Annotated in this window: 19 protein-coding genes and 1 pseudogene; 10 read left to right on the top strand and 10 right to left on the bottom strand. The window is 65.4% G+C overall.

All coding sequences use genetic code 11. The annotated features are described in order from the left end of the window. Window positions 1-21 precede the first annotated feature (21 nt). Both WI560_RS06130 and WI560_RS06125 read left to right on the top strand, forming a co-directional pair. A complete protein-coding gene (locus WI560_RS06130) occupies window positions 22-1,512 on the top strand; it encodes a flavin-containing monooxygenase (protein WP_375307280.1) in 1,491 nt (496 codons plus the stop codon). A gap of 89 nt (window positions 1,513-1,601) precedes the next feature. Continuing rightward, window positions 1,602-2,669 (top strand): hypothetical protein, encoded by a 1,068-nt coding sequence (locus WI560_RS06125; protein WP_375307279.1) that lies wholly within the window; start codon window positions 1,602-1,604, stop codon window positions 2,667-2,669. A gap of 130 nt (window positions 2,670-2,799) precedes the next feature. On the opposite strand, the gene WI560_RS06120 is transcribed toward WI560_RS06125, so the two are convergent. Beyond that, a complete protein-coding gene (locus WI560_RS06120; RefSeq protein ID WP_375307278.1) occupies window positions 2,800-3,570 on the bottom strand; it encodes an outer membrane protein in 771 nt (256 codons plus the stop codon). Between the two features lie 207 nt (window positions 3,571-3,777). Continuing rightward, on the bottom strand, window positions 3,778-3,957 hold the full coding sequence (locus WI560_RS06115) for a hypothetical protein (protein WP_028138175.1): 180 nt from the start codon (window positions 3,955-3,957) through the stop codon (window positions 3,778-3,780). 238 nt (window positions 3,958-4,195) lie between these two features. Here WI560_RS06115 and WI560_RS06110 point away from each other — a divergent pair, with 238 nt between their 5' ends. Continuing rightward, window positions 4,196-5,191 carry an NAD-dependent epimerase/dehydratase family protein gene (locus WI560_RS06110; protein WP_375307277.1) on the top strand — a complete coding sequence of 332 codons (996 nt, stop codon included), beginning with the start codon at window positions 4,196-4,198 and terminating at the stop codon, window positions 5,189-5,191. 30 nt (window positions 5,192-5,221) lie between these two features. On the opposite strand, the gene WI560_RS06105 is transcribed toward WI560_RS06110, so the two are convergent. Next, on the bottom strand, window positions 5,222-5,956 hold the full coding sequence (locus tag WI560_RS06105; protein WP_375307276.1) for a transporter substrate-binding domain-containing protein: 735 nt from the start codon (window positions 5,954-5,956) through the stop codon (window positions 5,222-5,224). 235 nt (window positions 5,957-6,191) lie between these two features. On the opposite strand from WI560_RS06105, the gene WI560_RS06100 reads away from it, so the two are divergent. Together WI560_RS06100 and WI560_RS06095 are read left to right on the top strand one after the other, a co-directional pair. Next, window positions 6,192-7,385: an efflux RND transporter periplasmic adaptor subunit gene (locus tag WI560_RS06100; RefSeq protein ID WP_375307275.1), complete on the top strand. Its 1,194-nt coding sequence runs from the start codon at window positions 6,192-6,194 to the stop codon at window positions 7,383-7,385. 11 nt (window positions 7,386-7,396) lie between these two features. Beyond that, complete coding sequence (locus WI560_RS06095) at window positions 7,397-10,549, top strand: efflux RND transporter permease subunit (RefSeq protein WP_375307274.1); 3,153 nt, start codon at window positions 7,397-7,399, stop codon at window positions 10,547-10,549. A 183-nt stretch (window positions 10,550-10,732) separates the two neighbouring features. On the opposite strand, the gene WI560_RS06090 is transcribed toward WI560_RS06095, so the two are convergent. After that, complete coding sequence (locus WI560_RS06090; RefSeq protein ID WP_375307273.1) at window positions 10,733-12,994, bottom strand: cation:proton antiporter; 2,262 nt, start codon at window positions 12,992-12,994, stop codon at window positions 10,733-10,735. Between the two features lie 387 nt (window positions 12,995-13,381). After that, window positions 13,382-14,554, bottom strand: a complete 1,173-nt coding sequence (locus tag WI560_RS06085) for an MFS transporter (protein ID WP_375307272.1) — start codon at window positions 14,552-14,554, stop codon at window positions 13,382-13,384. A gap of 52 nt (window positions 14,555-14,606) precedes the next feature. Between WI560_RS06085 and WI560_RS06080 the strand changes: the two genes are divergently transcribed. Beyond that, entirely contained in the window at window positions 14,607-15,428 is an 822-nt protein-coding gene (locus WI560_RS06080) for a helix-turn-helix transcriptional regulator (protein ID WP_375307271.1), read from the top strand. Between the two features lie 143 nt (window positions 15,429-15,571). After that, window positions 15,572-16,924 (top strand): malonyl-CoA decarboxylase, encoded by a 1,353-nt coding sequence (locus tag WI560_RS06075; protein WP_375307270.1) that lies wholly within the window; start codon window positions 15,572-15,574, stop codon window positions 16,922-16,924. Window positions 16,925-17,119: 195 nt separating this feature from the next. On the opposite strand, the gene tarD is transcribed toward WI560_RS06075, so the two are convergent. The 5 genes and pseudogenes from tarD to WI560_RS06050 form a co-directional block, all read right to left on the bottom strand. After that, window positions 17,120-18,289 carry a D(-)-tartrate dehydratase gene (gene tarD / locus WI560_RS06070; RefSeq protein WP_375307269.1) on the bottom strand — a complete coding sequence of 390 codons (1,170 nt, stop codon included), beginning with the start codon at window positions 18,287-18,289 and terminating at the stop codon, window positions 17,120-17,122. A gap of 132 nt (window positions 18,290-18,421) precedes the next feature. Further along, window positions 18,422-18,664, bottom strand: a complete 243-nt coding sequence (locus WI560_RS06065) for a DUF3297 family protein (protein WP_008559805.1) — start codon at window positions 18,662-18,664, stop codon at window positions 18,422-18,424. Between the two features lie 11 nt (window positions 18,665-18,675). After that, a complete protein-coding gene (locus WI560_RS06060) occupies window positions 18,676-19,152 on the bottom strand; it encodes a glutathione peroxidase (RefSeq protein ID WP_375307268.1) in 477 nt (158 codons plus the stop codon). Window positions 19,153-19,154: 2 nt separating this feature from the next. Beyond that, window positions 19,155-20,555, bottom strand: coding sequence for an amidase family protein (locus WI560_RS06055; protein WP_375307267.1), 1,401 nt, complete (start codon window positions 20,553-20,555; stop codon window positions 19,155-19,157). Between the two features lie 205 nt (window positions 20,556-20,760). After that, window positions 20,761-21,017: pseudogene (locus WI560_RS06050) on the bottom strand (hypothetical protein). 264 nt (window positions 21,018-21,281) lie between these two features. On the opposite strand from WI560_RS06050, the gene pqqA reads away from it, so the two are divergent. From pqqA to pqqC, 3 genes are all read left to right on the top strand, one after another. Then, window positions 21,282-21,362, top strand: coding sequence for a pyrroloquinoline quinone precursor peptide PqqA (gene pqqA / locus WI560_RS06045; RefSeq protein ID WP_007595659.1), 81 nt, complete (start codon window positions 21,282-21,284; stop codon window positions 21,360-21,362). Between the two features lie 131 nt (window positions 21,363-21,493). Next, window positions 21,494-22,423 carry a pyrroloquinoline quinone biosynthesis protein PqqB gene (pqqB, locus tag WI560_RS06040; protein ID WP_375307266.1) on the top strand — a complete coding sequence of 310 codons (930 nt, stop codon included), beginning with the start codon at window positions 21,494-21,496 and terminating at the stop codon, window positions 22,421-22,423. 20 nt (window positions 22,424-22,443) lie between these two features. After that, a complete protein-coding gene (gene pqqC / locus WI560_RS06035) occupies window positions 22,444-23,199 on the top strand; it encodes a pyrroloquinoline-quinone synthase PqqC (RefSeq protein ID WP_373568114.1) in 756 nt (251 codons plus the stop codon). Window positions 23,200-23,209 lie beyond the last annotated feature (10 nt).

The following is a 23,209-nucleotide window of genomic DNA, read 5'->3' as shown; positions in this document are numbered from 1 at the left end:
AAACACATTGCGAGCAAACCCATGGTCAGTCCCAAGCATGTCTGCGTGATCGGCGCCGGCGTCTCCGGCCTTGCCGCCGCCAAGGCGTTCTCTGCCCGCGGCCACCGCGTCGCCATCGTCGAGCGCAGCTCGGATCTCGGCGGCGTCTGGGAGCCCGCGCGCTCCTATCCTGACGTGCAGACGCAGAGCCCGAAGGAGCTCTATCGCTACACCGACCGCGCCATGCCGGAAGGCTATCCGGAATGGCCGACCGGGCCGCAGGTCCATGCCTATCTCGCCGACTACGCCAGCAGCTTCGGCCTCGACCGCATGCTGCGCCTCGACACCGAGGTCGCCGGCATGGCGCGGCGCGCCGACGGCAGACCGGGCTGGACGCTCGCGCTGAAGAGCAAGGACGGCGCGACGACGAGCGAAGATTTCGACTTCGTCGCGGTCTGCACCGGGCAATTCAACGAGCCGCGCGAGCTGCACTGCCCCGGCGAGGACGCGTTCCTCGCACAGGGCGGCCAGATCCTGCATTCCTCGAAATACGGCGATCCTTCGCTAGCGAAGGGCCGCCGCATCGTCGTGCTCGGCGGCTCGAAATCGGCGACCGACATCGCGGTCAACGCGGTGAAGTCAGGCGCCCGCGAGGTCACCATCGTGATGCGCGAGCCCGTCTGGCGTATCCCCTATTTCATCGGCGGGCTCGTGAACTTCAAGCGCATCCTCTACATCCGCGCGCAGGAGGAGATGTTTCCGGGCTGGGGCATGAGCGCGATGGGGCGGCTCGCGCATCGCATCGCCGCGCCCTTGGTCTGGGCCAACTGGCGCGGGCTGGAAAGCCTGCTGAAGGCGCAGCTCAAGCTCGGCCGCTGCAACATGGTGCCAAAGGAGCGGATCGAGGATGGCGTCAATTGCTCGGTGCCGATCGCAACACCTGGCTTCTATCCGATGGTCGCCGACGGCCGCATCAAGGCGGTGTTCGGCACCTTCGACCATTACGACGGCGACAGCATCGTGATGAGCGGCGGCGAGCGCGTGGGCGCCGACGTCGCAGTGCTCGCGATCGGCTACAAGCTCGGCGTGCCGTTCCTGCCCGAGGCCTACCGGCAGAAGCTGGTCGATGCCGACGGCCAGTACCGGCTCTACCGCCTGATCGCCAACCCCGATCTGCCCGAGCTCGGCTTCGTCGGCTTCAACTCCTCGTTCTGCACCGTGCTCTGCGCCGACCTCGCCGCCAACTGGCTGGTGCGCTATGCCGACGGGCAGCTCGCCAACCAGCCGACGGCGCAAGCGATGCGCGACAACATCGAGATGATGCTGCACTTCAAGCGCGTCGAGCGGCCGGCCGCCGGCGTCTATGGCGGCCTGTGCGTCGCGCCCTATCACTACCGCCATTTCGACGAGCTGATGGCCGACATCGGCGCGAAGAACCAGAAGCGCGGCGGGCTTGCGGGCCGCTTCCAGCCGCCGGACGCGGACGCCTACGCCAAATTCCTGGCGACGGCGCCGGATTATCGGGCTGCATAAGAATTCCGGCTGAGCGGGATTTGCGTCTCGCCAGCCCTCACCTCTGTTGCTTACGATCTCCCTGGCCAGCGAATCGACAGGAACCGGCCATGGGATTGAGACGTCTCGCAGTCTTTGCGGCTGTTGCCTTCTTCATCATGGGCCCTGCCCTCGCGCAGAAGGGCGCGCTCACGCCCCGGCAATCGGAGGCGGTCGCCGCCTATGACCGGGCGCTCGCCGAGTTCAAATCGATCCTTGCCGAGCGGCGGCGCCAGATCGACGCGAAGGAGCCGCTGCCGAACCTGCCGGGACAGGCGCTGTATCTCGCCCGCGTCGCCGTGATCAGCACCTACAAGGATCTCACCGACGCCGTGCCGTCGCGGATCGGCCGGCCCAACAAGTTCGAGATGCCCCCGGCCTATTTCGATGCCGATATCGAGCCGCTGATCGACGAATATTCAAAACTGTTCGACGTCATGGAAGCGCCGCCTGCGGGCGCGCAGAGCTCGGCGACGCCGTTCAAGGACGTCGTCGATCTCGGAACGGTGATCGCGCGCGCCAAGGGGCTCGCGCCCGAGCACGCCGACGCCGCGGGACGGATCAGCCTCGGGCTGTTCTTCGCCGAGACCAACGGCAAGCAGAACGTTCGCAACGGACGCTCGAACACCTATATGGGCAGCTTCCAGACCGGCCCCTCCGAGGACCGCAATGGTCACAGGAAATGGCAGGCGATCAGAAGCGAGATCGCCGCGATCGATCCGCACCTGAGCGCGCGCGATGACAAGGAGGAGGCACGGGCGCGCGGCACCGACCACCGCTTCAACCACTGGACCAACGTGCGCAACGGACTGATGAACGCGCACGCCGACCTGTTCCGGGAGATCCCGGGCATCGCGAAGACGCTGCCCGACCCGATCGACCAGATGAAGCTGTTTCAACTGATCCAGATCGTTCCCACCCCGACGCGGTCCGCGCTGAGATCGGGCGATCTCCTGAACTACCGGGTGTCCAGCCCCAGGATCATGAGGTACCTGCGCAACAACAGCATTTTCGCGTTCGGACAGGCCGACCGGGCGCGAACTTCGGCAAGCTATCGCGAGATCTTCGCCGCGATGTGGCTGTTCAACCGCAAGTTCGAGAAGGCGATGGCGAAGTATGCGGAGATCAAGGGGCGGTAGGGGCGCCAGGCAACTTTATCGGGTTTGCCCTGGTCCCTTCATGCGAAGGGCGACCGGCTAGATCGGTCGCCCTCCTCATTTCACATCGCCGGGATCAATGATGAAGATCCCGGGGCCGGACCAGAGGTCGTCAGTAGCGCGTCAAGCCCGGTCCGCCGAAGCGATAGTTGATGCGCGCAGTCACGATATCCACGTCCTGACCGATGCTGTTGGTCGTGGCAACGCCTCCAGGCGCAGCCGCAAAGCTCAGAGTCCGACGATCGAGGAAAATGTGATCGTACTCCACGCCGACCGACCAATTGGGCGCGAAGCCGAACTCCACGCCGGCGCCGACGGTGGCTCCCCAACGCGTATCGCTGCTGCTGTTGATCAACGCACTGGTCGCCGTGAAAGTGTGGGTGTAGCGATTATCCACCACGGCCGCGCCGCCCTTGGCATATAGCAGCACGTTGTTCCAGGCCCACCCGACCTGGCCGGTGAAAAGACCGAAGGCGCGCACCTGAGAATTGATGGTGAGGTCACCCGGCGCGAACACGAAGGCAGGCGATGACACCCGCGATCCGTTCAAGTCGGCCCAATCCCCTTGCGCCTCCAGTCCGAACACCCAGGACGCCGACTGCCAGCGATATCCGATCTGACCGCCAGCGACGGCACCGTCTGCGTTGTGACATCCCTCGCCTGCCGTAAAGGCTGCGCCTGCGAAGCTCACAAAGTCCCAGCAGTTGCGGGTGGTGCCCCATCCGCCGTTGCCGCCGATGTAGAAGCCGCTCCAATCGTAAACCGACGCCACAGCGGGCGGCGGCGCTTTGACGTACGGCCTTGCCGCCATATCAGCGGCCTGCGCATGGGTACTCAACGCCAGTGCCGCCACTGCGACACCGGCTAGCATTGTTTTTTTCATGTGTAGTCCCCTTGGGCTGAAATGCCGTAACAACTAGACACCATTGAGCGGTGCTTCGCTGTAACCGTGAAAACACGGGTATGCTGGACGTTCAGCCAGGAGAGTTCCTCCCGCTTCCGAACGTTCAGGACGAAAAGCCCAAAGAAATCAATGAGAGTACGGCGCCGACGTGCGAAAATTGCGGAACTCAACCTGATTGAAGCGGTGCTACCTGTCCTTCCGCACCGAAAAACGGTTCTTTCGCTTTTCGAACGCGAGGTACTTTTCAATCGTGGCCTGAAGTTCACCGGCCAATTCCAACCGCCGCTCAGGCGTGTTGAGGCCGCGCTGAAGTTCGAGCACCCGGCCGGCCATTTCCTGACAGATCTTCGCAAGCGTTTTGTTCATGGACAGCTTCCTCGGTGACTCTAACGAGAGGAAGTCGGTCTTGGATCACATCCAATCCGAGCCCAGGAGAATTCGCGCCCGAGCGAAGCGATCCTGCGGATAGCAGTAAAAGGCAAGTCGACCGAGATCAAGCGTCTCACTCCGCCGGCCTATTTCGACGCCGAGATCGACCCGCCGACAGGCGGTTGCAACTGCTACCGTAAATTGTAGTCTCTCGCGCTCACTAGCGGCACGGACCATGCACATCCTCATCCTCGGTGGCAGCCAGTTTCTCGGACGCGCGGTCGCGAGCCATGCCTGCGCTGCCGGCCACGACGTGACCTGTGCCGCCCGCGGCGTTGCGGGGCCCATCGCGGCGGGCGCGCGCTTCATCCGGGTCGACCGCGATGTGGCCGACGGTCTTGCGCCGCTCGCGGGCGAGACCTTCGACGCAGTGGTTGATGTCGCGCGTCATCCCGGCCAGGTCCGCCGCGCGGTCGCGGCGCTGAAGCGGCCGAACGTGCATTGGAGCTTCGTCTCCACGATCAGCGTGTATGCGGACAACCGGGTACCAGGACAACGCGCGGATACGGCACCGCTGCGCGAGCCTACGGCAGGGGATATGGAGCACAGCACGGATGCCATTTACGGCGCCGCCAAGGTCGCCTGCGAACAGGCGGTCGGCAACGATGCCTTCATCTGCCGCGCCGGCCTGATCGCCGGGCCGGAGGATCCGACGGGCCGCTTTGCCTATTGGCCGACACGGCTCGCGCGCGGCGGCGAGGTGCTGGCCCCGGGGTCTCCTGATGATGCCGTCCAGTTCATCGACGTGCGCGATCTCGCGCGATGGATCGTGCATGCCGCGGAAATTCGCCTCACCGGCATCTATGACGGGATCGGGCCAATTCGCACGCGCGGCGAGCTGCTGGCCGATTGCGCAGCGGCGCTGAACGCGTCCTGCACCTTCACCTGGATCGACCGTGCGTTTCTCGAGGCCCACGACGTGCGACGCTGGGCGGGCCCGCGATCATTGCCGCTGTGGCTGCCCCTGCCCGACTTTGCCGGCTTCATGACGCGCGACCCCACACCGGCCCGCGAGGCCGGCCTGACCGCGCGACCGCCGGGAGACACCGCGCGCGACACGCTGCATTGGCTTCGTAGCAGCGACGGCGCGGTCGTCGGGCTGACCGCCGATGAAGAACGCGCGGTGCTTTCAGCGTGGCACGCGCGCGAGGCAGCTGCGACCGGGACTTAGCCCGATCGCGGAAAACCAGGCTGACGGACGCTACTCCGTCCTGATCGGCGAATCCTTCAGGCCGTTATCGTCATAGGCCCTGCGCAGCGTGCCATTGTTCGTCGCGTCCGTCATGAACGTCGTGACGAACGCCAGCGCCCGGTTGTGGCCGAGCGGCACGGCGACGGCGGTCACGGTCTTCTTGAACGTCTCGTCCAGCACGCGCGTGCCCGGGATCTTCTGCGCCATCTTGTTGAGCTGGTCGCGCGACAATGCGAAGGCGTCGATCTCGCCGCTCCTGAGCAGGCCGAAAATCTCGTCATAGGTCTGATAGCCCGTGACCTTGGCATGCTTCAGATGCGCGATCGCGCCGCGCATGGTCGTGGTGGCGTTGACGGCGGCGACCTTGGTGCCGGATCGGTCCAGCGTTGCGAAATTGGTGACCGCCGAGCCGGGCTTGACGATGTAGGTGGCGTCCGCGACCTCGTAGATCGGGCCGAACAGCATCCTGGTCTCGCGATCGGGATCTTTGGGAAGCCAGGTGACGTCCCATGTCCCTGTCGACGCAGCGTCGGTGATCTGCCCGGAATTCTGGTGCGCGACATATTCGACGGGGACGCCGAGCTGCGCGGCCATCGCCTTGCCGAGATCGACCGGGACGCCGGCATAGCCGGCTTCGGTCCTGGTCGACCAGAACGCGCCGCCGGCGGGGCTGATGGCGATCGCGACCCGGAGCTTGCCGGTCGGCGCGATCTCGTCCTTCAAGCCGTCTGCTAGCGCGGGCATGTCATGGTCTCCTCACTCTTTCTTCCCTCCGACCGCTCCGTTTGGCTCGCACGGCCTTTGATACAATTCCGGTCGATCACGCCGCCGATGAAGAGCGGTTTGTGGTGATAAACTTGTCAAAGGCCACATCGCTCGTTGCAGGGCAAGGCCGGTGACTGCCATGGCTATGGTGTTCCACGGCCATTCGTTTATTGCTAGCCTGCCGCACCGACAGACAGCAATCGGGGGCTACCGAATGACCGCGCCGAATCCCGCCACTCCCGCGCGCCGCAATGAAGCGTGGAGGCATATCGGGCGGGTCCTTTCCGCTGCGGCGTCCATGGCCGTGCTCGCCGGCTGCGAGGACAAGAACGCATATGTCGCCCCGCCGCCGCCCAAGGTGGACGTCGCAGCGCCCGTGCAGCGTCCGGTGACGCGCTACATCGAGGCCACCGGCAACACCGCGCCGATCAAGAGCGTCGATCTGGTGGCGCGGGTGCAGGGCTTCCTGCAATCCATCGACTACCAGGACGGCACTTTCGTGAAACAGGGTACCCAGCTGTTCACGATCGAGCCGGAAACCTACAAGCTCAAGCTCGAACAGGCGCAGGCGGCGGAGATCGGCGCGCAGGCTTCGGTGCGGCAGACCGACGCCGACTACAAGCGGCAGGCCGAGCTGGTGCAGCGCCAGGCGGTCTCGCAAGCCACGCTCGACAACTCCACGTCCGCGCGCGACAACGCCCAGGCCAATCTGCAGCAGGCGCAAGTCAACACCAGGCTGGCCCAGGTCAATTACGGCTACACCAAGGTGACGGCGCCGTTCGACGGCATCGTCAGCGCCCACATGGTCTCGGTCGGCGAGCTCGTCGGCGTCTCCTCGCCGACCCAGCTCGCCACCATCGTCGCGATGGACCCGATCTATGTGAACTTCACCATCAACGAGCAGGACGTGCTGCGCATCCGCGCAGAAGCGGCCCGCCGAGGATATACCCCCGCCAACCTCAAGCAATTTCCGATCCAGATCGGCCTCCAGACCGAGAGCGGCTATCCCCACGAAGGTCATCTCGACTACGTCTCGCCGACGCTCAATCAATCCACCGGCACGCTGGCGGTGCGCGGCCTCATCGCCAACGACAAGCGCTTGCTGCTGCCCGGCTATTTCGTGCGCGTCCGCGTGCCGTTCGAGCAGGAGAAGAGCTCTCTGCTCGTCCCCGACGCCGCGCTGGGCAGCGACCAGGGCGGCCGCTACCTGCTGGTGGTCAACGGCGACAATGTCGTCGAGCAGCGCAAGGTGCAGATCGGGCCGGTCGACAACGGGCTGCGCGTGATCGAAAGCGGCCTGAAGCCTGACGATCGCGTGGTGATCGCGGGATTGCTGCGGGTGATCCCGGGTCAGAAGATCGATCCGCAGGTGACGAAGATCGAGCAGCCGCAGGCCTCGAGCAAGTAAGGGGCCAGCGAATGATCTCAAAGTTCTTCATCGAGCGGCCGGTCCTCTCGAACGTCATCGCGCTGTTGATGATCCTGATCGGCGGCGTCGCGCTGTTCAACCTCGCCGTCGCGCAATATCCCGACGTGGTGCCGCCGACCGTGCAGGTCACCACGCGCTATCCCGGCGCCAGCGCCAAGACCGTGATCGACACCGTGGCGCTGCCGATCGAGCAGCAGGTCAACGGTGTCGAGGACATGCTCTACATGCAGTCCTACAGCGGCTCCGACGGCACCTACACGCTGACGGTGACCTTCAAGATCGGCACCGACCTCAACTTCGCGCAGGTGCTGGTGCAGAACCGCGTCTCCAGCGCGCTGTCGCAATTGCCGCAGGCGGTGCAGAACCAGGGCGTCACCGTGCAGAAGCGGTCGACCTCGATCCTTCTGTTCGTGACACTGACCTCGCCGGATTCGCGCTACGACAGCCTCTATTTGAGCAACTACGCCACCATCAACATCCGCGACGAGCTCTCGCGCCTGCCCGGCGTCGGCAACGTCACCGTGTTCGGCGCCGGCCAGTATTCGATGCGGGTCTGGCTCGATCCCAACAAGCTGCAGGTCCGTGGCCTCGTGCCGCAGGACGTCATCCAGGCGATCCAGCAGCAGAGCCAGCAGGTCGCCGCCGGCCAGGTCGGCGCGCCGCCGACGCCGCCGGGACAGGCGTTTCAGTACACGCTCAACGTCAACGGACGGCTCGACGACACCAGCCAGTTCGAGAACATCATCGTCAAATCGGGCTCAAGCGGCGACGTCACGCGCGTGCGCGACGTCGGCTGGGTCGAGTTGGGGGCGCAGACCTACAGCCAGATCTTCTCGCTCAACAAGCAGCCGGCGGTCGGCATCGGCGTGTTCCAATCGCCCGGCGCCAACGCGCTCCAGGTCGAGAAGGCCGTCGAGAAGAAGATGGCCGAGCTCGCCAAGCGGTTTCCAGAAGGCATCAAATACGACACGCCGTTCGACACCACCAAGTTCGTCGAAGCCTCGGTGCACGAGGTCTACATGACCCTGATCGAGGCCGGCCTGCTGGTGCTGGTCGTGATCCTGGTGTTCCTGCAGGACTGGCGCGCGATGCTGGTGCCGGCCACCACCGTGCCCGTCACCATCATCGGCGCCTTCGCCGCCATGGCGGCACTCGGCTTCACCATCAACATGTCGACGCTGTTCGCGATCGTGCTCGCGATCGGCATCGTTGTCGACGACGCCATCGTCGTGGTCGAAGGCGCCGCGCACAACATCGAGCAGGGCATGAACGGCCACGATGCCGCGATCAAGGCGATGGACCAGCTGTTCGCGCCGATCGTCGGCATCACCCTGGTGCTGATCTCGGTGTTCCTGCCGGCCTCTTTCCTTGCCGGCCTCACCGGGCGGATCTACTCGCAGTTCGCGCTGGTGATCGCGGCGACCGCGCTGCTATCCGCCATCAACGCGGCGACCTTGAAGCCGACGCAATGCGCGCTGTGGCTGCGGCCGGCGGTGCCGCCGGAGCAACGCAATTTCTTCTACCGCGGCTTCAACGCGGTCTATGACCGCGTCGAGCGCGGCTATACGAGGCTGATCACTTTCCTCGTCAAACACGCCACAATCTCGGTCGCGTTCGCGCTGCTGGTCATCGGCGCCAGCGGCTACGGCCTGTCGCGGGTGCCGACCGGCTTCCTGCCGATCGAAGACCAGGGCTATCTGATCGCCGCCGTCCAGCTGCCCGACGGCGCCGCCTTGGAGCGGACGCAGAACGTGCTCGATCGCGCCAGCGAGATCATCAAGGACACGCCCGGCGTGGCGCAGGTCATCACCATCGCCGGCATCTCGGCGCTCGACAACAGCGCCAGCCTCGCCAATGCCGGGGTCGCCTACATCATCCTGAAGGATTGGGACGCCCGCAAAGGGCCCGGCGAGGATCTGCGCTCGCTGGTCTACGGCCTCAACGACAAGCTCGCGACCATCATGGAAGCCCGCACCATCGTGCTGCCGCCGCCCCCGATCCAGGGCATCGGCAACGCCGCCGGCTTCTCGATGCAGGTCGAGCTGCGCGACGGCAACAGCGATTTCGCCAAGCTGCAGGCCATCACCGGCGCGGTGGTCGCGAACGGCCAGAGCCAGAGCGCACTGCAGCGCGTGCAGTCATCGTTCCGCTCCTCGGTGCCGCAATTCAACGTCGAGATCGATCGGGTCAAGACCCAGACGCTGCATGTCACCACCGATCAGGTGTTCGCGGCGCTGTCGACCTATCTGGGCTCGTCCTATGTCAACCAATTCAACAAGTTCGGCCGCGTGTTCCAGGTCTACACCCAGGCCGATCCCGCCTTCCGCGTCACCGAGCGCGACATTGCCAACATGATGGTGCGCAACTCCAACGGAGACATGATCCCGATCGGCACCGTCGCCAAGATCACGCCGGCCACCGGCCCGTCGCTGATCAGCCTCTACAATCTCTATCCGTCCTCGACCGTGATTGGCCTGCCGGCACAGGGCTACTCCTCCGGCCAATCCCTGAAGCTGATGGAGGAGATCGCGGACAAGACGCTGCCGCCCGGCACCGGCTACGAATGGACCGCGATGTCGTATCAGGAGAAGGCGGTCAGCAACCAGATCTACTGGGTGTTCGGCCTCGCCATGCTGCTGGTTTATCTCGTGCTCGCCGGCCAGTACGAGAGCTGGTACGCGCCGATCTCGGTGATCCTCGCGGTGCCGCTGTCGCTGCTCGGGCCGATGCTGATTCTGTCCGGGCTCAAGATCGACAACAACCTCTATTGCCAGATCGGCCTGATCCTGCTGATCGCGCTGTCGGCCAAGAACGCGATCCTGATCGTCGAGGTCGGGCTCGAGCTGCACGGCCGCGACGGCAAGCCGGTGCTGGAGGCCGCGATCGAAGCGGCACGCGCCCGCTTCCGCCCGATCCTGATGACCTCGTTCGCCTTCATCCTCGGCGTGGTGCCGCTGGTGCTCGCCACCGGCGCCGGCGCCAGCGCGCGCAAGTCGATCGGCATCACCGTGTTCTCGGGCATGCTGGCCTCGACCTGCCTCGCCGTGCTGTTCGTGCCGGCCTTCTTCGTGGTGGTGCAGCGCTTCGAAAACTGGCGGGCGAGCAGGAAGGCGCCGAAAGGGGTGGCGGAGGTGAAGCCTTAGGAGCCGCTGCTTCGGGTCACCTCTCCCGAAGGGAGAGGTCGGAGCGCATCGAAGGTGCGTTCCGGGTGAGGGGTTACGGTCCCACCGAATACTGCGGCCCCTCACCCGGATTGCTGCGCAATCCGACCTCTCCCCGCTGGGGAGAGGTGAAGCGCTCCGGCCGCAGCAAACAAGTCGACCAGTTCAACCCTTCTCCACCGCAGCCCGCCGCGCCTCGCCACTCGATACCAGCAGCACCGAGACCTTCGACTGCCTGAGCACGGCGTCGGCGACGCCGCCGAAGGAGAGGTGGTCGGCCTGGATGCGGTCAACGCCCATGACGACGAGATCGACGTCGGTGGTGTCGATCTCGCGCAGGATCGCGACTTCCGGCGCACGGTTCACCCGCAGCGTGGTGGTGAAGTCGACGTCGTAGCGTGCTGCGAGATCGCTGGCGTCCTTGAGGATGCCGGCCTCCTGGCCGAGGCCGCGGGAGGTGCCGCGCTGCGCGCCCTTGTCGCGCGTGGTCGCGACGTAGATCACCCGGAGCGAGCCCGATCCTCCTTGCGCCAGCGCGACCGCGACCTCGGCGCCGCGCTTGGAGATGGCGCTGCCGGAGACCGGAATGAGGATGTTGAGCCCGTCGGGATTCGGCTGCTTCAGGTGCTTGCCCTTCGCCGCGGCGATCGCGAGCGGTCCCTCGAACGTCGCGGCGATGTCCTCGATCTTGCGGTCGAAGCGATCCTTGGTCGCGGCGACCTTGTCGATGCCGACGACGAGGAGATCAAAGCCCTTGCGCGCCTCCTCGGTGATGGTCTCGCCGAGCTCGGCACGCCTTGCGCGGGTGACGACATCGATGCCGCCGGCCTCGTTCTCGCTGCTGGCGGATACGGCCGCCTTCTTCACCACGGCTTCGTGGCTCTTCTCCTCCTCGCGGCCCTTCTCCTGCTCCTTGGCGTTTCGGCCGATATGCAGCACCGTGATCGGCAGGCCGCGCATGCCGGCGATCAGGCCCGCGAGGTGGGCGGCAAAGGTGGCGTTGACGCTTTCGTCCACCGCCAGCAGAGGCCGCTCGAGATTGGCGAGGAAGCCGCGCTTCTCGAATTCCTCCCGCTCCAGCCGCTCCTTCTCCTCCTTGTTCATCGGCAGCCTCGCCAGCGCTGCGCGCAGCATCGGGGGCATCGCCATCGTGGTCACGATCGCCATGGTCACGATCATCGTGAACAGGTTCTGGCTGAGCACGCCGATCGACAGGCCGATGGTGGCGATGATCACCTCGGTCGAGCCGCGCGCGTTCATGCCGCTTGCCAGCGCCAGCGATTCCCGCTTGCTGAGGCCGCCCAATGCGCCGCCGAAGAAGGCGCCGCCGAACTTGCCGACGCTGGCGATCAGGACCAGGAGGCCGGTGAGCATTAGCAGACCGGGATCGCGCAGCACCGAGAGATCGGCGGCAAGGCCGGCAAGGCCGAAGAACACCGGCATGAAGAAGCTGGAGATCAGGCCGCGCAGGCGCTCGTCGATCTGCCGCGTCAGGATCGGCGACTCCCCGACCAGGATGCCGGCGACGAAGGCGCCCAGCACGGTGTGGACGCCGATGGCATGCGTGATCATCGCCATCACGCACATCAGCAGCAGGATCACCGAGATGACCGCCGCGGCGCTGACGAGGTTGTCGTTGGCCCAGCGGATCAGCTGAAACACCAGGCGGCGGCCGATCGTGAAGCTGACAGCGAGGAACAGCAGCGTCCCCAGCACCGCCTTCGCCACCGAGGCGATGTCGAGCGTGCCGTGCGAGGCCAGGCTGAAGATGACGGCGATGATGATCCAGCCGATGGTGTCGTCGATGACGGCGGTCGCGACGATGATCTGACCGACATTGCGGCGCATGAAGTTCATCTCGCGCACGACCACCGCGACGATCTTGACCGAGGAGATCGACAGCGCCGTGCCCATGAACAGCGACGCCACCAGGCGCTGCTCCGGATTGGGCAGCAGCGCATCGGGCAGGAACTCGCCGAGGGCGAAGCCGCATGCAAACGGCACGACGATGCCTGCGATCGAGATCGCGACCGCGGCCCTGCCGACCTTCCGGACCAGCTTGAGATCGGTCTCCATGCCGGTGAGCAGCAAAAGGAGCAGGATGCCGACTTGCGCGATGCCGTCGAGCATCGCCTTCTGCTCGGGCGACTTGGGGAAGAGCGCGGCTTGCGCCTCCGGCCAGATCCAGCCGAACAGCGACGGCCCGAGGATGATGCCGGCGAGCAGTTCGCCGATCACCGAGGGCTGGCCGATCCGCTGCATGATCTCGCCGAGGCCGCGGCCGACCGCGATCAGCAGCACGATCTGCGCCACCAGGAGGAATTCGGACGGGCCGGCCGCTTTGCCCGCTTCAGCGCCGGCCGCAATGGTGGTGAGGACGAGCGCCGCCGGGACAAGGCCGGCCGATCGGAGCAGGCGCGAGAGCATGCAGATAATTTCCCCCTTCACCCCCGGCGTCGGGGCCATGGAGATAGAACCCGCAGCAGGTGGAGCCGGTTCCAGAGGTGTGAGGCGGCCGGCGAGGACAAAAAGTTCGAAAACAACCCCATGCACAGTAGGGATGGGGTTAAAAACGCTCGGGAAAATTTCGGCCTTGCCGAAGCGGTTTGCGCCGTCGGGCAAGACATAGGCAGAGTTGCATGATCGGGGGCGTGAGTGACGGGCCGCTCCGTTCCCTGTCATTCCGGGGCGTCGCGCAGCGACGAGCCCGGAATCCATTTCTCCGCAGTCAGTGCCGCCCGATGGATTCCGGGTTCGCGCTGACGCGCGCCCCGGAATGACGATGTGGAGACAGTTGCCCGCCTCACAAAGACCTCACACCGCCTGCGGGGTCCGGATCTCGCGCGGCAGGATGATGGCGGCTGCGATCGCGAGCAGGCAGAGGCCGGCGAAGGCGTGCAGCATGGTGACGAAGCCGCCCTGCTCGTAGAGCCAGGCGACCAGGCCGACCGAGGCGCCGGCCGCGGTGAAGCCGATGAAGTAACGCACGGCATAGGCGCGCGAGCGCCATTCCTCGCTGGTGTACTTGCCGACCATGGCGTCGTTGACCGTGACTTGCCCGAACGCCCCCATGACGATGCCGATCGAGACCAGGATCAGCGGCAGGTTCTCCAGGCTCGCGGCCAGATACAGGAACGGCGCCAGCATGAAGGACAGCGGCAATGCCACCGTCTTGAGCGAATAGCGGTCGAGCAGCCGGCCGATCGTGTACTGCGTCATCGCGCCGAACACGTAGACGCAGGCGGCGATGGCCCCGAGCAGCGCCGGGCTTTTGGTCAAGTCCGCGAGACGCTCGGCGAACAATTTTGGCAGCGCCACGGTGACTGCGTTGAACGTCGTGGAGATCGCGATCACCACGATCAGCAGCGACAGCACCACGCGCCACATGTCCTGCCTGGCCACCCGCGCCTGCGCCGCCGCCTGTTTCGAGCCCTTGCGGTCCTCATGCACGACCATGATCGCAAAGGCGATGCCGATCAGGATCGTGACCGCGCCGGGAATGATGAAAGCGAAGCGCCAGCCGAGATATTGGCCGATCACGCCGGTGACGAGCGCCGAGGACGCCACGCCGAGATTGCCCCAGACGCCGTTGATGCCCATCTCGCGGCCGAGCCGATCGGCATAGGACACGATCATGGCGGTGCCGACGGGATGATAGATCGAGGCAAAGATGCCGATCGCCAGCAGCGTGGCGCCGAGCTGCGCCGGGGTCTGCACGAAGCCGACCGCGACCATGGACGCCCCGATGCCGACGAAGAAGATCAGCATCATGTGGCGGCGGCTCCAGCGGTCGCCGAGCCAGCCGGTGAGCAGCGAGCCCGCGCCGAAGGCCACAAAGCCAGGTGTCGCGTAGGGCAGAAGTTCCGAATAGGCCATGCCGAGCGCCGGGCCCATGATGATGACGGCGGCGGCGAAGATCAGCATCGAATAATGGTCGATGAAATGGCCTGCGTTGACGAAACTGATGACCCGACTGGGACTGTTCATTCCCGAATCCTCTCCTGCTCCGAAATGAGTTATATGTCCTCCCCATGACGGGATGCCGCCAATGACTGTCTTTGAAACGCCAATTTTGGAAACGCCAGTCCTACGGGAGGTCCGCAGCAATCATCGCTCCCCCGCGGGCGTGCACCTGGTCGCGCGCGACTATCCCAGGGGCATGCGGATCGATCCGCATTTGCACCGCGAGGCGCAGCTGATCTATGCGGCGAAGGGCACCATGCAGGTGACGACGCCCGGGGGCCGCTGGCTGGTGCCGCCGGACCGGGCGGTGTGGGTGCCGGCCGGGCTCGAGCACGCCATCGACCTGCTCGCCGACATCGAGATGCGCACGCTGTATTTCGATCTCGCCTGGTTGAAGCGCGAGCAGCGCTACGACGGCCTCACCAGGGAATTCGTGGTGCGGGTGTCGCCGCTGCTCAACCAGGCCATCCTGGCGCTGTTCGACGTGCGCAATACGGAAGAGCGCACCGAGCTGCTGGTGCGCCTGGTGATGCTGGAATTGCACCAGGCCGAGGATTCCACGACGTTCGTGCCGCTGCCGCGCGAAGTGCGCTGCCGGCGCGCCGCGATGATCGTGCTCGACGATCCCACCGCCCTGCACGACATCGACACGCTGGCGCGGGCGGTCGGAACCTCGGCGCGGACGCTGTCGCGGCTGTTCTCGACCGAGACGCAGCTCAGCTTCAAGAGCTGGTGCCAGCGCGCGCGGATCGCCGCGGCAATCCAGCGCCTGTCGACCGATGCCAGCGTGTCGGTGAAGCAGCTCGCGACCCAGCTCGGCTATGCCAGCGTGCCGGCGTTCTCGGCCGCGTTCCGGCAGGTGACGGGACGGACGCCGACGGAGTTTGCGGGGAAATAACGCACCGCCTCCGCCCGGCATGACTGCATTCTCCAAACGCACGGCCCGACTAAAGTTGCCGCATTCCTCCGCTTGATTGTGATCGGCTTCCACCCAAATCCCGTGTAAGCTTCCGCAACGCACAAACCTGTACGAAAGCCCCTATGGCCAATGCCTTCTTCTCCGACCTGCTCGCCACCATCTCCGAGCGCGGCCGCACGCTGCTTCGTCGCGGCGAATCCGCCGACACCGGACGGGATGCCGACGGGTTGCTCGAGCTGTGCGATGCGCTGCTGTCGGGCCGGGGCGAAGCATCGGGTATCGCCATCGCACGCGAGGTGCTCGACATCTACCGGGAGCTCGATGCGGCGGGACGGCGCGCCTTCTTCGAAGGGCTGGTGCGCGACTTCGGTCCGGACCGGGAGCGCCTGTCCAGGGCGATCGAGACATGGCGCGCCGCGCCGAGCGACGAGGACGCGAGCTCGCTGCATTTCGCCTCGGAGCCGCGGCGGCAGGAGCTGATCCGAAGGCTCAACCGCGCGCCCGGCGGCACCGGCGACCTCGTCGCCATGCGCGCCGATCTGCTCGACATGATGAACGGGCACACCGATCTCGCCGCGCTCGACCGCGACGTCTCGCATCTTCTTTCTTCGTGGTTCAACAGGGGGTTTCTCGTGCTGCGCAGGATCGACTGGTCGACGCCGGCCAACATCCTCGAAAAGATCATCCGTTACGAAGCCGTGCACGAGATCTCGGACTGGGACGATCTGCGCCGGCGCATCGATCCGGTCGACCGCCGCTGCTACGCCTTCTTCCACCCCGCGATGGTGGACGAGCCCCTGATCTTCGTCGAGGTGGCGCTGACCGAGACGATCCCGGGCGCGATCGCGCCGCTGCTTGCGGTCGACCGTCAGCATCTGCCGATCGAGCGCGCGCGCACCGCCGTGTTCTATTCGATCTCCAACACCCAGCGCGGCCTCGGCGGCATCTCCTTCGGCAGCTTCCTGATCAAGCAGGTGGTGGAGGAGCTGCGGCGCGAGACGCCGAAGCTCGACACCTTCGTGACGCTGTCGCCGGTGCCCGGCTTCATGGCCTGGGTGAAGCAGGACAAGGACCTGCCGCTGTCGGACGAGGACCGCGAGGTGCTGAAGCGCCTGGACGATCCCAAATGGTTCGAGAACCCCGAGACGACGTCGCTGCTCCGCGCCGTGATCGAGCCTCTCGCCGCGCATTACTTCCTCAAGGCGCGCACGCCGAAGGGCAAGCTGATCGATTCCGTCGCCCGCTTCCATCTCGGCAACGGCGCCCGGCTCGAACGCATCAACTGGCTGGGCGACCTCTCGCCGAAGGGGCTGCGCGAATCCGCCGGCGTGATGGTCAACTACCTCTACCGCCTCGACGACATCGAGAAGAACCACGAGGCCTACGCCAATGACGGCGAGGTGGTGGCGTCGAGCGCGGTGAAGAAGCTGCTGAAGAGCGAAGGACGAAGGCTGCTGGACATGCGGTTGTCGTAGGCCACACACTCCATCGTCGCCCGGACAAGCGAAGCGCAGATCCGGGACCCATAACCACAGGACAGGGTTTGGGGAAGACTCGGAGTGACCAGCTCGCGCCATAACTCCTCCTTGGGGTTATGGGTCCCCGCGTTCGCGGGGACGACACTGAGGGATTGGTGCGAGCTTCATTCCCAAGCGCCGCAGCGCCGCCCCCTACTCCGCCAGCGCCTTCATCTCCTTGTAGAGATCGGATTTGCCTTCGAAGCCGATGCCCGGCAAATCCGGCATGGTGATGTGGCCGTTCTCGACGCGGACGCCGTCCGGGAAGCCGCCATAGGGCTGGAACAGGTCGGGATAGCTCTCGTTGCCCCCGAGGCCCAAGCCAGCGGCGATGTTGAGCGACATCTGGTGGCCGCCGTGGGGGATGCAGCGGCTGGGCGACCAGCCGTGGGTCTTCAGGACTTCCAGCGTGCGCTGGTATTCGCACAGGCCGTAGGACAGCGCGCAGTCGAATTGCAGCCAGTCGCGGTCGGGACGCATGCCGCCGTAGCGGATCAGGTTGCGGGCGTCCTGGTGGCTGAACAGGTTTTCGCCGGTCGCCATCGGGCCGGGATAGAATTCGGCCAGCGCGGCCTGCAGCGCGTAGTCGAGGGGATCGCCGACCTCCTCGTACCAGAACAGCGGATAGTCGCGCAGCATCTTGGCGTAGGCGATGCCGGTCTCCAGGTTGAAGCGGCCGTTGGCATCGACGGCGAGCTGCGCGTCCTTGCCGATCTCTTCCAGCACGGCCTCGATGCGCTTGCGGTCCTCGCCGATATCGGCACCGCCGATCTTCATCTTCACGACGTTGTAGCCGCGATCGAGATAGCCGCGCATCTCGCCGCGCAGCATCGACAGGCCCTTGCCGGGATAGTAATAGCCGCCGGCGGCGTAGACGAAGACGCGCGGATTGGCGGTGAGGCCGTGGCGTTCGGCGAGCAGGCGGAACAGCGGCTTGCCCGCGATCTTCGCCACCGCGTCCCACACCGCCATGTCGATGGTGCCGACCGCGACCGAGCGCTCGCCATGGCCGCCGGGCTTCTCGTTGGTCATCATCGCGGCCCAGACCCTGTCGGGATCGAGATTGCCGCCGGCTTCATCGAGCAACGATCTCGGATCGGCCTCCAGGATGCGCGGGGCAAAGCGCTCGCGGATCAGGCCGCCCTGGCCGTAGCGGCCGTTGGAATTGAAGCCGTATCCGACGACGCGCTTGCCGTCGCGCACCACATCGGTGACGACGGCGACAAGGCTCGTCGTCATCTTGGTGAAGTCGATATAGGCGTTGCGGATCGGGGACGAGATCGGCTTGGTGATCTCGCGGACGTCGACGATGCGGACGGACATGGGGGGGCCTTTCACTTTCGTCATTACGAGGAGCGAAGCGACGAAGCAATCCAGACTGCCTCAACGGTGAGATTCTGGATTGCTTCGCTTCGCTCGCAATGACGTGGAGAGAGCGCGGCGCGCGCTCAGAAACTACTTCTTATCCCTGAAATACGGCTCGACCGGACCGTGCACCTTGATGGTCAGCGGGTTGCCGTGGCGGTCCTTGGCGTTGCCGGCGGTGACGCGGACCCAGCCTTCGCTGATACAGTACTCCTCGACATTGGTCTTCTCGATGCCCTTGAAGCGGATGCCGACGTCGCGCGACAGGATGTCCGCGTTGTAATAGGGGCTGTTCGGATCGACCGACAGGCGGTCCGGAAATTCGTCGCTCATGATTGTCTCGCTTACAACAGTGTTTCGATTTGGTTGCGCAATGCTTCGGGCCGGGCGGTCGGCGCGTAGCGCGCGACCACGCGGCCGTCACGGTCCACCAGGAATTTGGTGAAATTCCATTTGATGGAGGCCCCCAACAGGCCCGATTGCTGGCGTTTCAGGTACGCATACAGAGGGTGCGCATTTGCGCCGTTGACGTCGACCTTCTCGAACAGCGGGAAGGTGACGGCGTAGTTGGCCAAGCAGAACGCCTGGATCTCGCTCGCCTGGCCCGGCTCCTGCGCACCGAACTGGTTGCAGGGAAAGCCGAGCACGGAGAAGCCGCGCGGCGACAGATCGCGATGCAGATTCTCCAACCCGCGATATTGCGGCGTGAAGCCGCATTTGCTGGCGGTGTTGACGATCAGCAGCACCTGTCCCGCGAAACGCCTCATCGGCACCTCCTCGCCGGCAAGCGAGTTGGCCTTGAAGTCGTAGATGGCGGACATCGCTAGCGCACGGGGTCGATCGGCGACGGCGGCACGCCGCCGGCCTCGATCGCTTCGCCCGCGAGCAGACAGAGATCCTCGCGATAACGGCCGGACACGACGTGCACGCCGACCGGCGCCTTGCCGACGAGGCCGGTGGAGACCACGAGGCCCGGCAAGCCCATGAAGGGGATGGCGATCTGCGGCAGCTGCGCTTCCCACACCCGCTTGAAGGATTCGTCGTCCTTGCGGTCGAGGTGATCCGGGAACGGCAGCTCGCCCGAGACCGGCGTCAGCAGCACGGCATATTTTTCGAAGAACAGCATCCACTCGCGCGTCAGGGTGGCGCGTCGGGTCAGCGCCTTGGCGTAATTGGCCTGGTCCATCGGCGTCACCCGGGCACGGTTGCCGCGCAGGCACGCCAGCGCGCCGGGATCGCCCTCGCGCTCGGCCATCGCGAGCTGCGCCTCGTAGCCGTCGCCGAGCCAGAGCTTGATCTGCCACTCCACCGCCTCGCGCATCGGCGGGGTGTCCTCGATCACGTCGACGGTCCAACCGGCGCGCTCCAGCCGCTTGCCGGCATCGCTCACCGCCGCCTTCACCTCCGGTGTGGTGGCAAGGCCGCCGGGATTGAGGCAAAGCGCGGCGCGCTTGTCCCGCGCCGGGCCTTGCAGTGGCACCGGCACGAACCAGGGATCGCGGATGTCGCGGGCCGCCATGGCTTCGAGGGAAATCCTGAGGTCGTTGACGGTGCGCGCCAGCGGACCCGACACCGCCATGATCTGCGGCCCGATCGGGCGCTCCGGCAGCGCGGGGTTGAAGGCGGGGATGCGGCCCAGCGTCGGGCGCAGGCCGTGCACGCCGCAGGCATAGGCGGGATAGCGGATCGAGCCGGCGATGTCGGTGCCGTGGGCGATGTGGCCGATGCCGGCCGCGACCGCGGAACCGGCGCCGCCGGAGGAGCCGCCCGGCGTCAGCGATGCATCGCGCGGGTTCTTGGTGTCGCCATGGATCAGATTGGTGGTGAACCAGCGATAGGAGAAGGCCGGGCAATTGGTGCGGCCGAGCAGAATGGCGCCGGCTTTGCGGAAATTGGCGACGACGGGATTGTCCTCGCGCGCGATCACGTCGCGCTGCAGCTTCAGGCCGTTGGTGGTGGCAAAGCCTTCCTGGTCGACATTGGCCTTGATGGTAACGGGCACGCCGGCGAGCACCCCGGGGTCCTCGCCTCGCGCGATGGCGGCATCGACGGCGTCGGCCTGCTTGAGCACGTCGTCCGGCCGGTGGTCGATCACCGCATTGAGCTGGGGGTTGACGGCATCGAGCCGGGCAAGACCGGCCTTGGCCGCCTCCCTGGCGGAGACTTTCCTGGATTTGACGAGGGTGGCGAGGTCGGCGGCGGACAGGCGCCAGAGATCTTGCATGGCATGCTCCGTGTATCCGGCGTCTTTTAGCGCCGGGAACGCGGCAAAGCCATGCGGATTTCGCAGGGGTGAAGGGGGCTGGCGCGGGACGACGCCACATTCTCCGTCATTGCGATGAGCCCTTGCGACGAAGCAATCCAGAATCCCTCCGTGGAGGCAGTCTGGATTGCTTCGCTACGCTCGCAATGACGGGGAGAGAGAGGGGCTAATGCCGCGTCGCGGACGGATCCGGCAGGTCCAGCAGCGCCTCGGTGAAGGGAAACTCCAGCACGACCTCGCCGTCGGTGTCGGTCACCTCGATCACCGCCTCGAGCAGGGCCCGTTGGGTGCCTCCGACTTCACCACCTCCAGGATCATCTGGCGGGCGACCTCCCAGGCGCGATCGGGGTTGCGCAGCTCCTCGCCGTCAGGATCCACGATCAGTTCGTCGCCGATACGGGTGTTGAAGAAATATCTGGGCATGCCTGATCCAATGGGGTCGCCTGCAGATGATTGGAAGCCGTTCTAACTCACAACTCGTTTATCCCGACAGGGATCACGACCTATCGGCGGTTTTTGCGTATGTCCATTGCGGATCTTTACGGCGGCAATGCGCTCGCTTTGCAGTGCAGCAATTCGGCACGCCTACTACCTAGGTCCGGGAAAATTTCACTAGCGAACTTCTCCGCCCGCATTAACTTAGCCTGTGGGCGGATACGTCCGAATTCGCAGAAATGGAGAGCCAAAATGGCATGGAAAGCCCCGAAGATCGTCGAAGTGCCCTGTGGCATGGAAATCAACATGTATGTGAGCGCCACCCGCAAGTAAGCCGGTTGGCGAACTCGCGTTCTGCGGCGGTGGATCTTTCGGTCACGAGGCATCTCCGAAGGAAAGAATCCGTGTCGGCGCTTGCGTCGGCCTGAGATCCACCGCGCGTGTTCCCTTCCAGGAGACGGATCATGCTTCGCGTCGTCGTCCTGGGCGCCGCAGCCGGCGGCGGAGTTCCCCAGTGGAATTGCGGCTGCGAAGGCTGCCGGGCGGCTCGCAAAGGCGGGCCTGAGCTGCACCGGACGCAGGCCTCGGTCGCCTTCAGCGGCGACGGCGAGAACTGGTTCCTGATCAACGCCTCCCCCGACCTGCGCCAGCAATTGAATGCCACGCCGCAACTGCACCCCAAGGCCGGGGCGCTGCGCCATAGCCCAATTGCGGGCGTGATCCTGACCAACAGCGAAGTGGATGCGGTGGCGGGCCTGCTCTCGATGCGCGAAAGCTCGCCGTTCACGATCTATGCGCATGACAAAGTGCTGGCGATCCTCGCCAGCAACAGCATCTTCAACGTGCTGAACGAGAAGCACGTGCGGCGCCAGCCGATTTCGATCCGCGAGCCGTTCGAGCCGCGCCTCACGGACGGCGCACGTTCCGGGCTGGAAGTGCTGCCCTTCGCGGTCCCGGGCAAGTCGGCCTGGTATCTGGAAGGCAAGGCGCATCCCGGCGGGAGCAGCGGCGACGGCGATACGCTGGGCCTGAAGATCACTGACAAGGCGACCGGGAAATATTTCTACTTCATCGCGGCCTGTGCCGATGTGACCGACGCCCTCAAGGCCGAGATCGACGGCGCCTCACTGGTGTTCTTCGACGGCACGGTTTGGCGGGACGACGAGATGATCAGGGCCGGCCTCGGCCACAAGACCGGCAAGAGCATGGGACATGTCGCCATGTCCGGCGACGACGGCGCGATCGCGCGCCTGGCCGATCTCGATATCGACAGGAAGATATTTCTGCATATCAATAACTCGAACCCGGCGCTGCTGCCTGCCTCGCCCGAGCGCAAGCAAGCTGAAGCGGCGGGCTGGCAGATACCGGCGGATGGAACGGAGATCGTGCTGTGACTACGGCATCAATGACTGGAATGACTGCGCTCTCGATCGGCAGGGATATCAGGCTCAATTCGGCCGAGGAGCTGGAGGCGACGCTGCGCCACATCGGCGCGACGCGCTATCACAGCCTGCATCCGTTCCATAAGCTGCTGCACGGCGGCAAGCTGAACAAGGGCCAGGTGCAGGCCTGGGCGCTCAACCGCTACTATTACCAGAGCACGATCCCGATCAAGGACGCGGTGGTGATCTCGCGCTTCCGCGACCGCGCCACCCGTCTGGAATGGCGCCACCGCATCGAGGACCATGACGGCGATGTCGGCGCCGAAGGCGGCATCGAGCGCTGGATCAAGCTGACCGAGGGTCTCGGCCTCGACACCGCCTACGTGGAATCCACCGAAGGCATCCTCCCGGCGACGCGCTTCGCGGTGGAAGCCTATGTCCATTACTGCCGCGAGAAGAGCCCCCTGGAGGCGATCGCCTCCTCGCTGACCGAGCTGTTCGCGCCGAGCATCCACGAAGAACGCATCGCCGGCATGCTGCAGCACTACGATTTCGTCAATCCGGACACCATGAGCTACTTCAAGCGCCGCCTGACGCAAGCGCCGCGCGATGCCAATTTCGCGCTCGACTACGTCAAGAGGCACGCTACGACGCCGGAGCAGCGCGCACAGGTGTGCAACGCGCTGATCTTCAAGACCAACGTGCTGTGGGTGCAGCTCGACGCGCTCCAGCATGCCTATGTCGAGGGCCACATTCCGCCGGGCGCGTTCGTGCCCAAAGCGGGCTGAGAGGAAGATT

The sequence above is a fragment of the Bradyrhizobium sp. A11 genome, from assembly GCF_042077125.1.
Lineage (GTDB): Bacteria > Pseudomonadota > Alphaproteobacteria > Rhizobiales > Xanthobacteraceae > Bradyrhizobium > Bradyrhizobium japonicum_B.
Note: the sequence above shows the minus strand (reverse complement) of the source record. Positions and strands in the feature narration are given on the sequence as shown.

Excerpts from the sequence above, each read along its gene's own strand:
- WI560_RS06130 (WP_375307280.1), top strand. The coding sequence starts at position 22 with ATGGTCAGTCCCAAGCATGTCTGCGTGATCGGCGCCGGCGTCTCCGGC.
- WI560_RS06125 (WP_375307279.1), top strand. The coding sequence starts at position 1,602 with ATGGGATTGAGACGTCTCGCAGTCTTTGCGGCTGTTGCCTTCTTCATC.
- WI560_RS06120 (WP_375307278.1), bottom strand. The coding sequence starts at position 3,570 with ATGAAAAAAACAATGCTAGCCGGTGTCGCAGTGGCGGCACTGGCGTTG.
- WI560_RS06115 (WP_028138175.1), bottom strand. The coding sequence starts at position 3,957 with ATGAACAAAACGCTTGCGAAGATCTGTCAGGAAATGGCCGGCCGGGTG.
- WI560_RS06110 (WP_375307277.1), top strand. The coding sequence starts at position 4,196 with ATGCACATCCTCATCCTCGGTGGCAGCCAGTTTCTCGGACGCGCGGTC.
- WI560_RS06105 (WP_375307276.1), bottom strand. The coding sequence starts at position 5,956 with ATGCCCGCGCTAGCAGACGGCTTGAAGGACGAGATCGCGCCGACCGGC.
- WI560_RS06100 (WP_375307275.1), top strand. The coding sequence starts at position 6,192 with ATGACCGCGCCGAATCCCGCCACTCCCGCGCGCCGCAATGAAGCGTGG.
- WI560_RS06095 (WP_375307274.1), top strand. The coding sequence starts at position 7,397 with ATGATCTCAAAGTTCTTCATCGAGCGGCCGGTCCTCTCGAACGTCATC.
- WI560_RS06090 (WP_375307273.1), bottom strand. The coding sequence starts at position 12,994 with ATGCTCTCGCGCCTGCTCCGATCGGCCGGCCTTGTCCCGGCGGCGCTC.
- WI560_RS06085 (WP_375307272.1), bottom strand. The coding sequence starts at position 14,554 with ATGAACAGTCCCAGTCGGGTCATCAGTTTCGTCAACGCAGGCCATTTC.
- WI560_RS06080 (WP_375307271.1), top strand. The coding sequence starts at position 14,607 with ATGCCGCCAATGACTGTCTTTGAAACGCCAATTTTGGAAACGCCAGTC.
- WI560_RS06075 (WP_375307270.1), top strand. The coding sequence starts at position 15,572 with ATGGCCAATGCCTTCTTCTCCGACCTGCTCGCCACCATCTCCGAGCGC.
- tarD (WP_375307269.1), bottom strand. The coding sequence starts at position 18,289 with ATGTCCGTCCGCATCGTCGACGTCCGCGAGATCACCAAGCCGATCTCG.
- WI560_RS06065 (WP_008559805.1), bottom strand. The coding sequence starts at position 18,664 with ATGAGCGACGAATTTCCGGACCGCCTGTCGGTCGATCCGAACAGCCCC.
- WI560_RS06060 (WP_375307268.1), bottom strand. The coding sequence starts at position 19,152 with ATGTCCGCCATCTACGACTTCAAGGCCAACTCGCTTGCCGGCGAGGAG.
- WI560_RS06055 (WP_375307267.1), bottom strand. The coding sequence starts at position 20,555 with ATGCAAGATCTCTGGCGCCTGTCCGCCGCCGACCTCGCCACCCTCGTC.
- pqqA (WP_007595659.1), top strand. The coding sequence starts at position 21,282 with ATGGCATGGAAAGCCCCGAAGATCGTCGAAGTGCCCTGTGGCATGGAA.
- pqqB (WP_375307266.1), top strand. The coding sequence starts at position 21,494 with ATGCTTCGCGTCGTCGTCCTGGGCGCCGCAGCCGGCGGCGGAGTTCCC.
- pqqC (WP_373568114.1), top strand. The coding sequence starts at position 22,444 with ATGACTGCGCTCTCGATCGGCAGGGATATCAGGCTCAATTCGGCCGAG.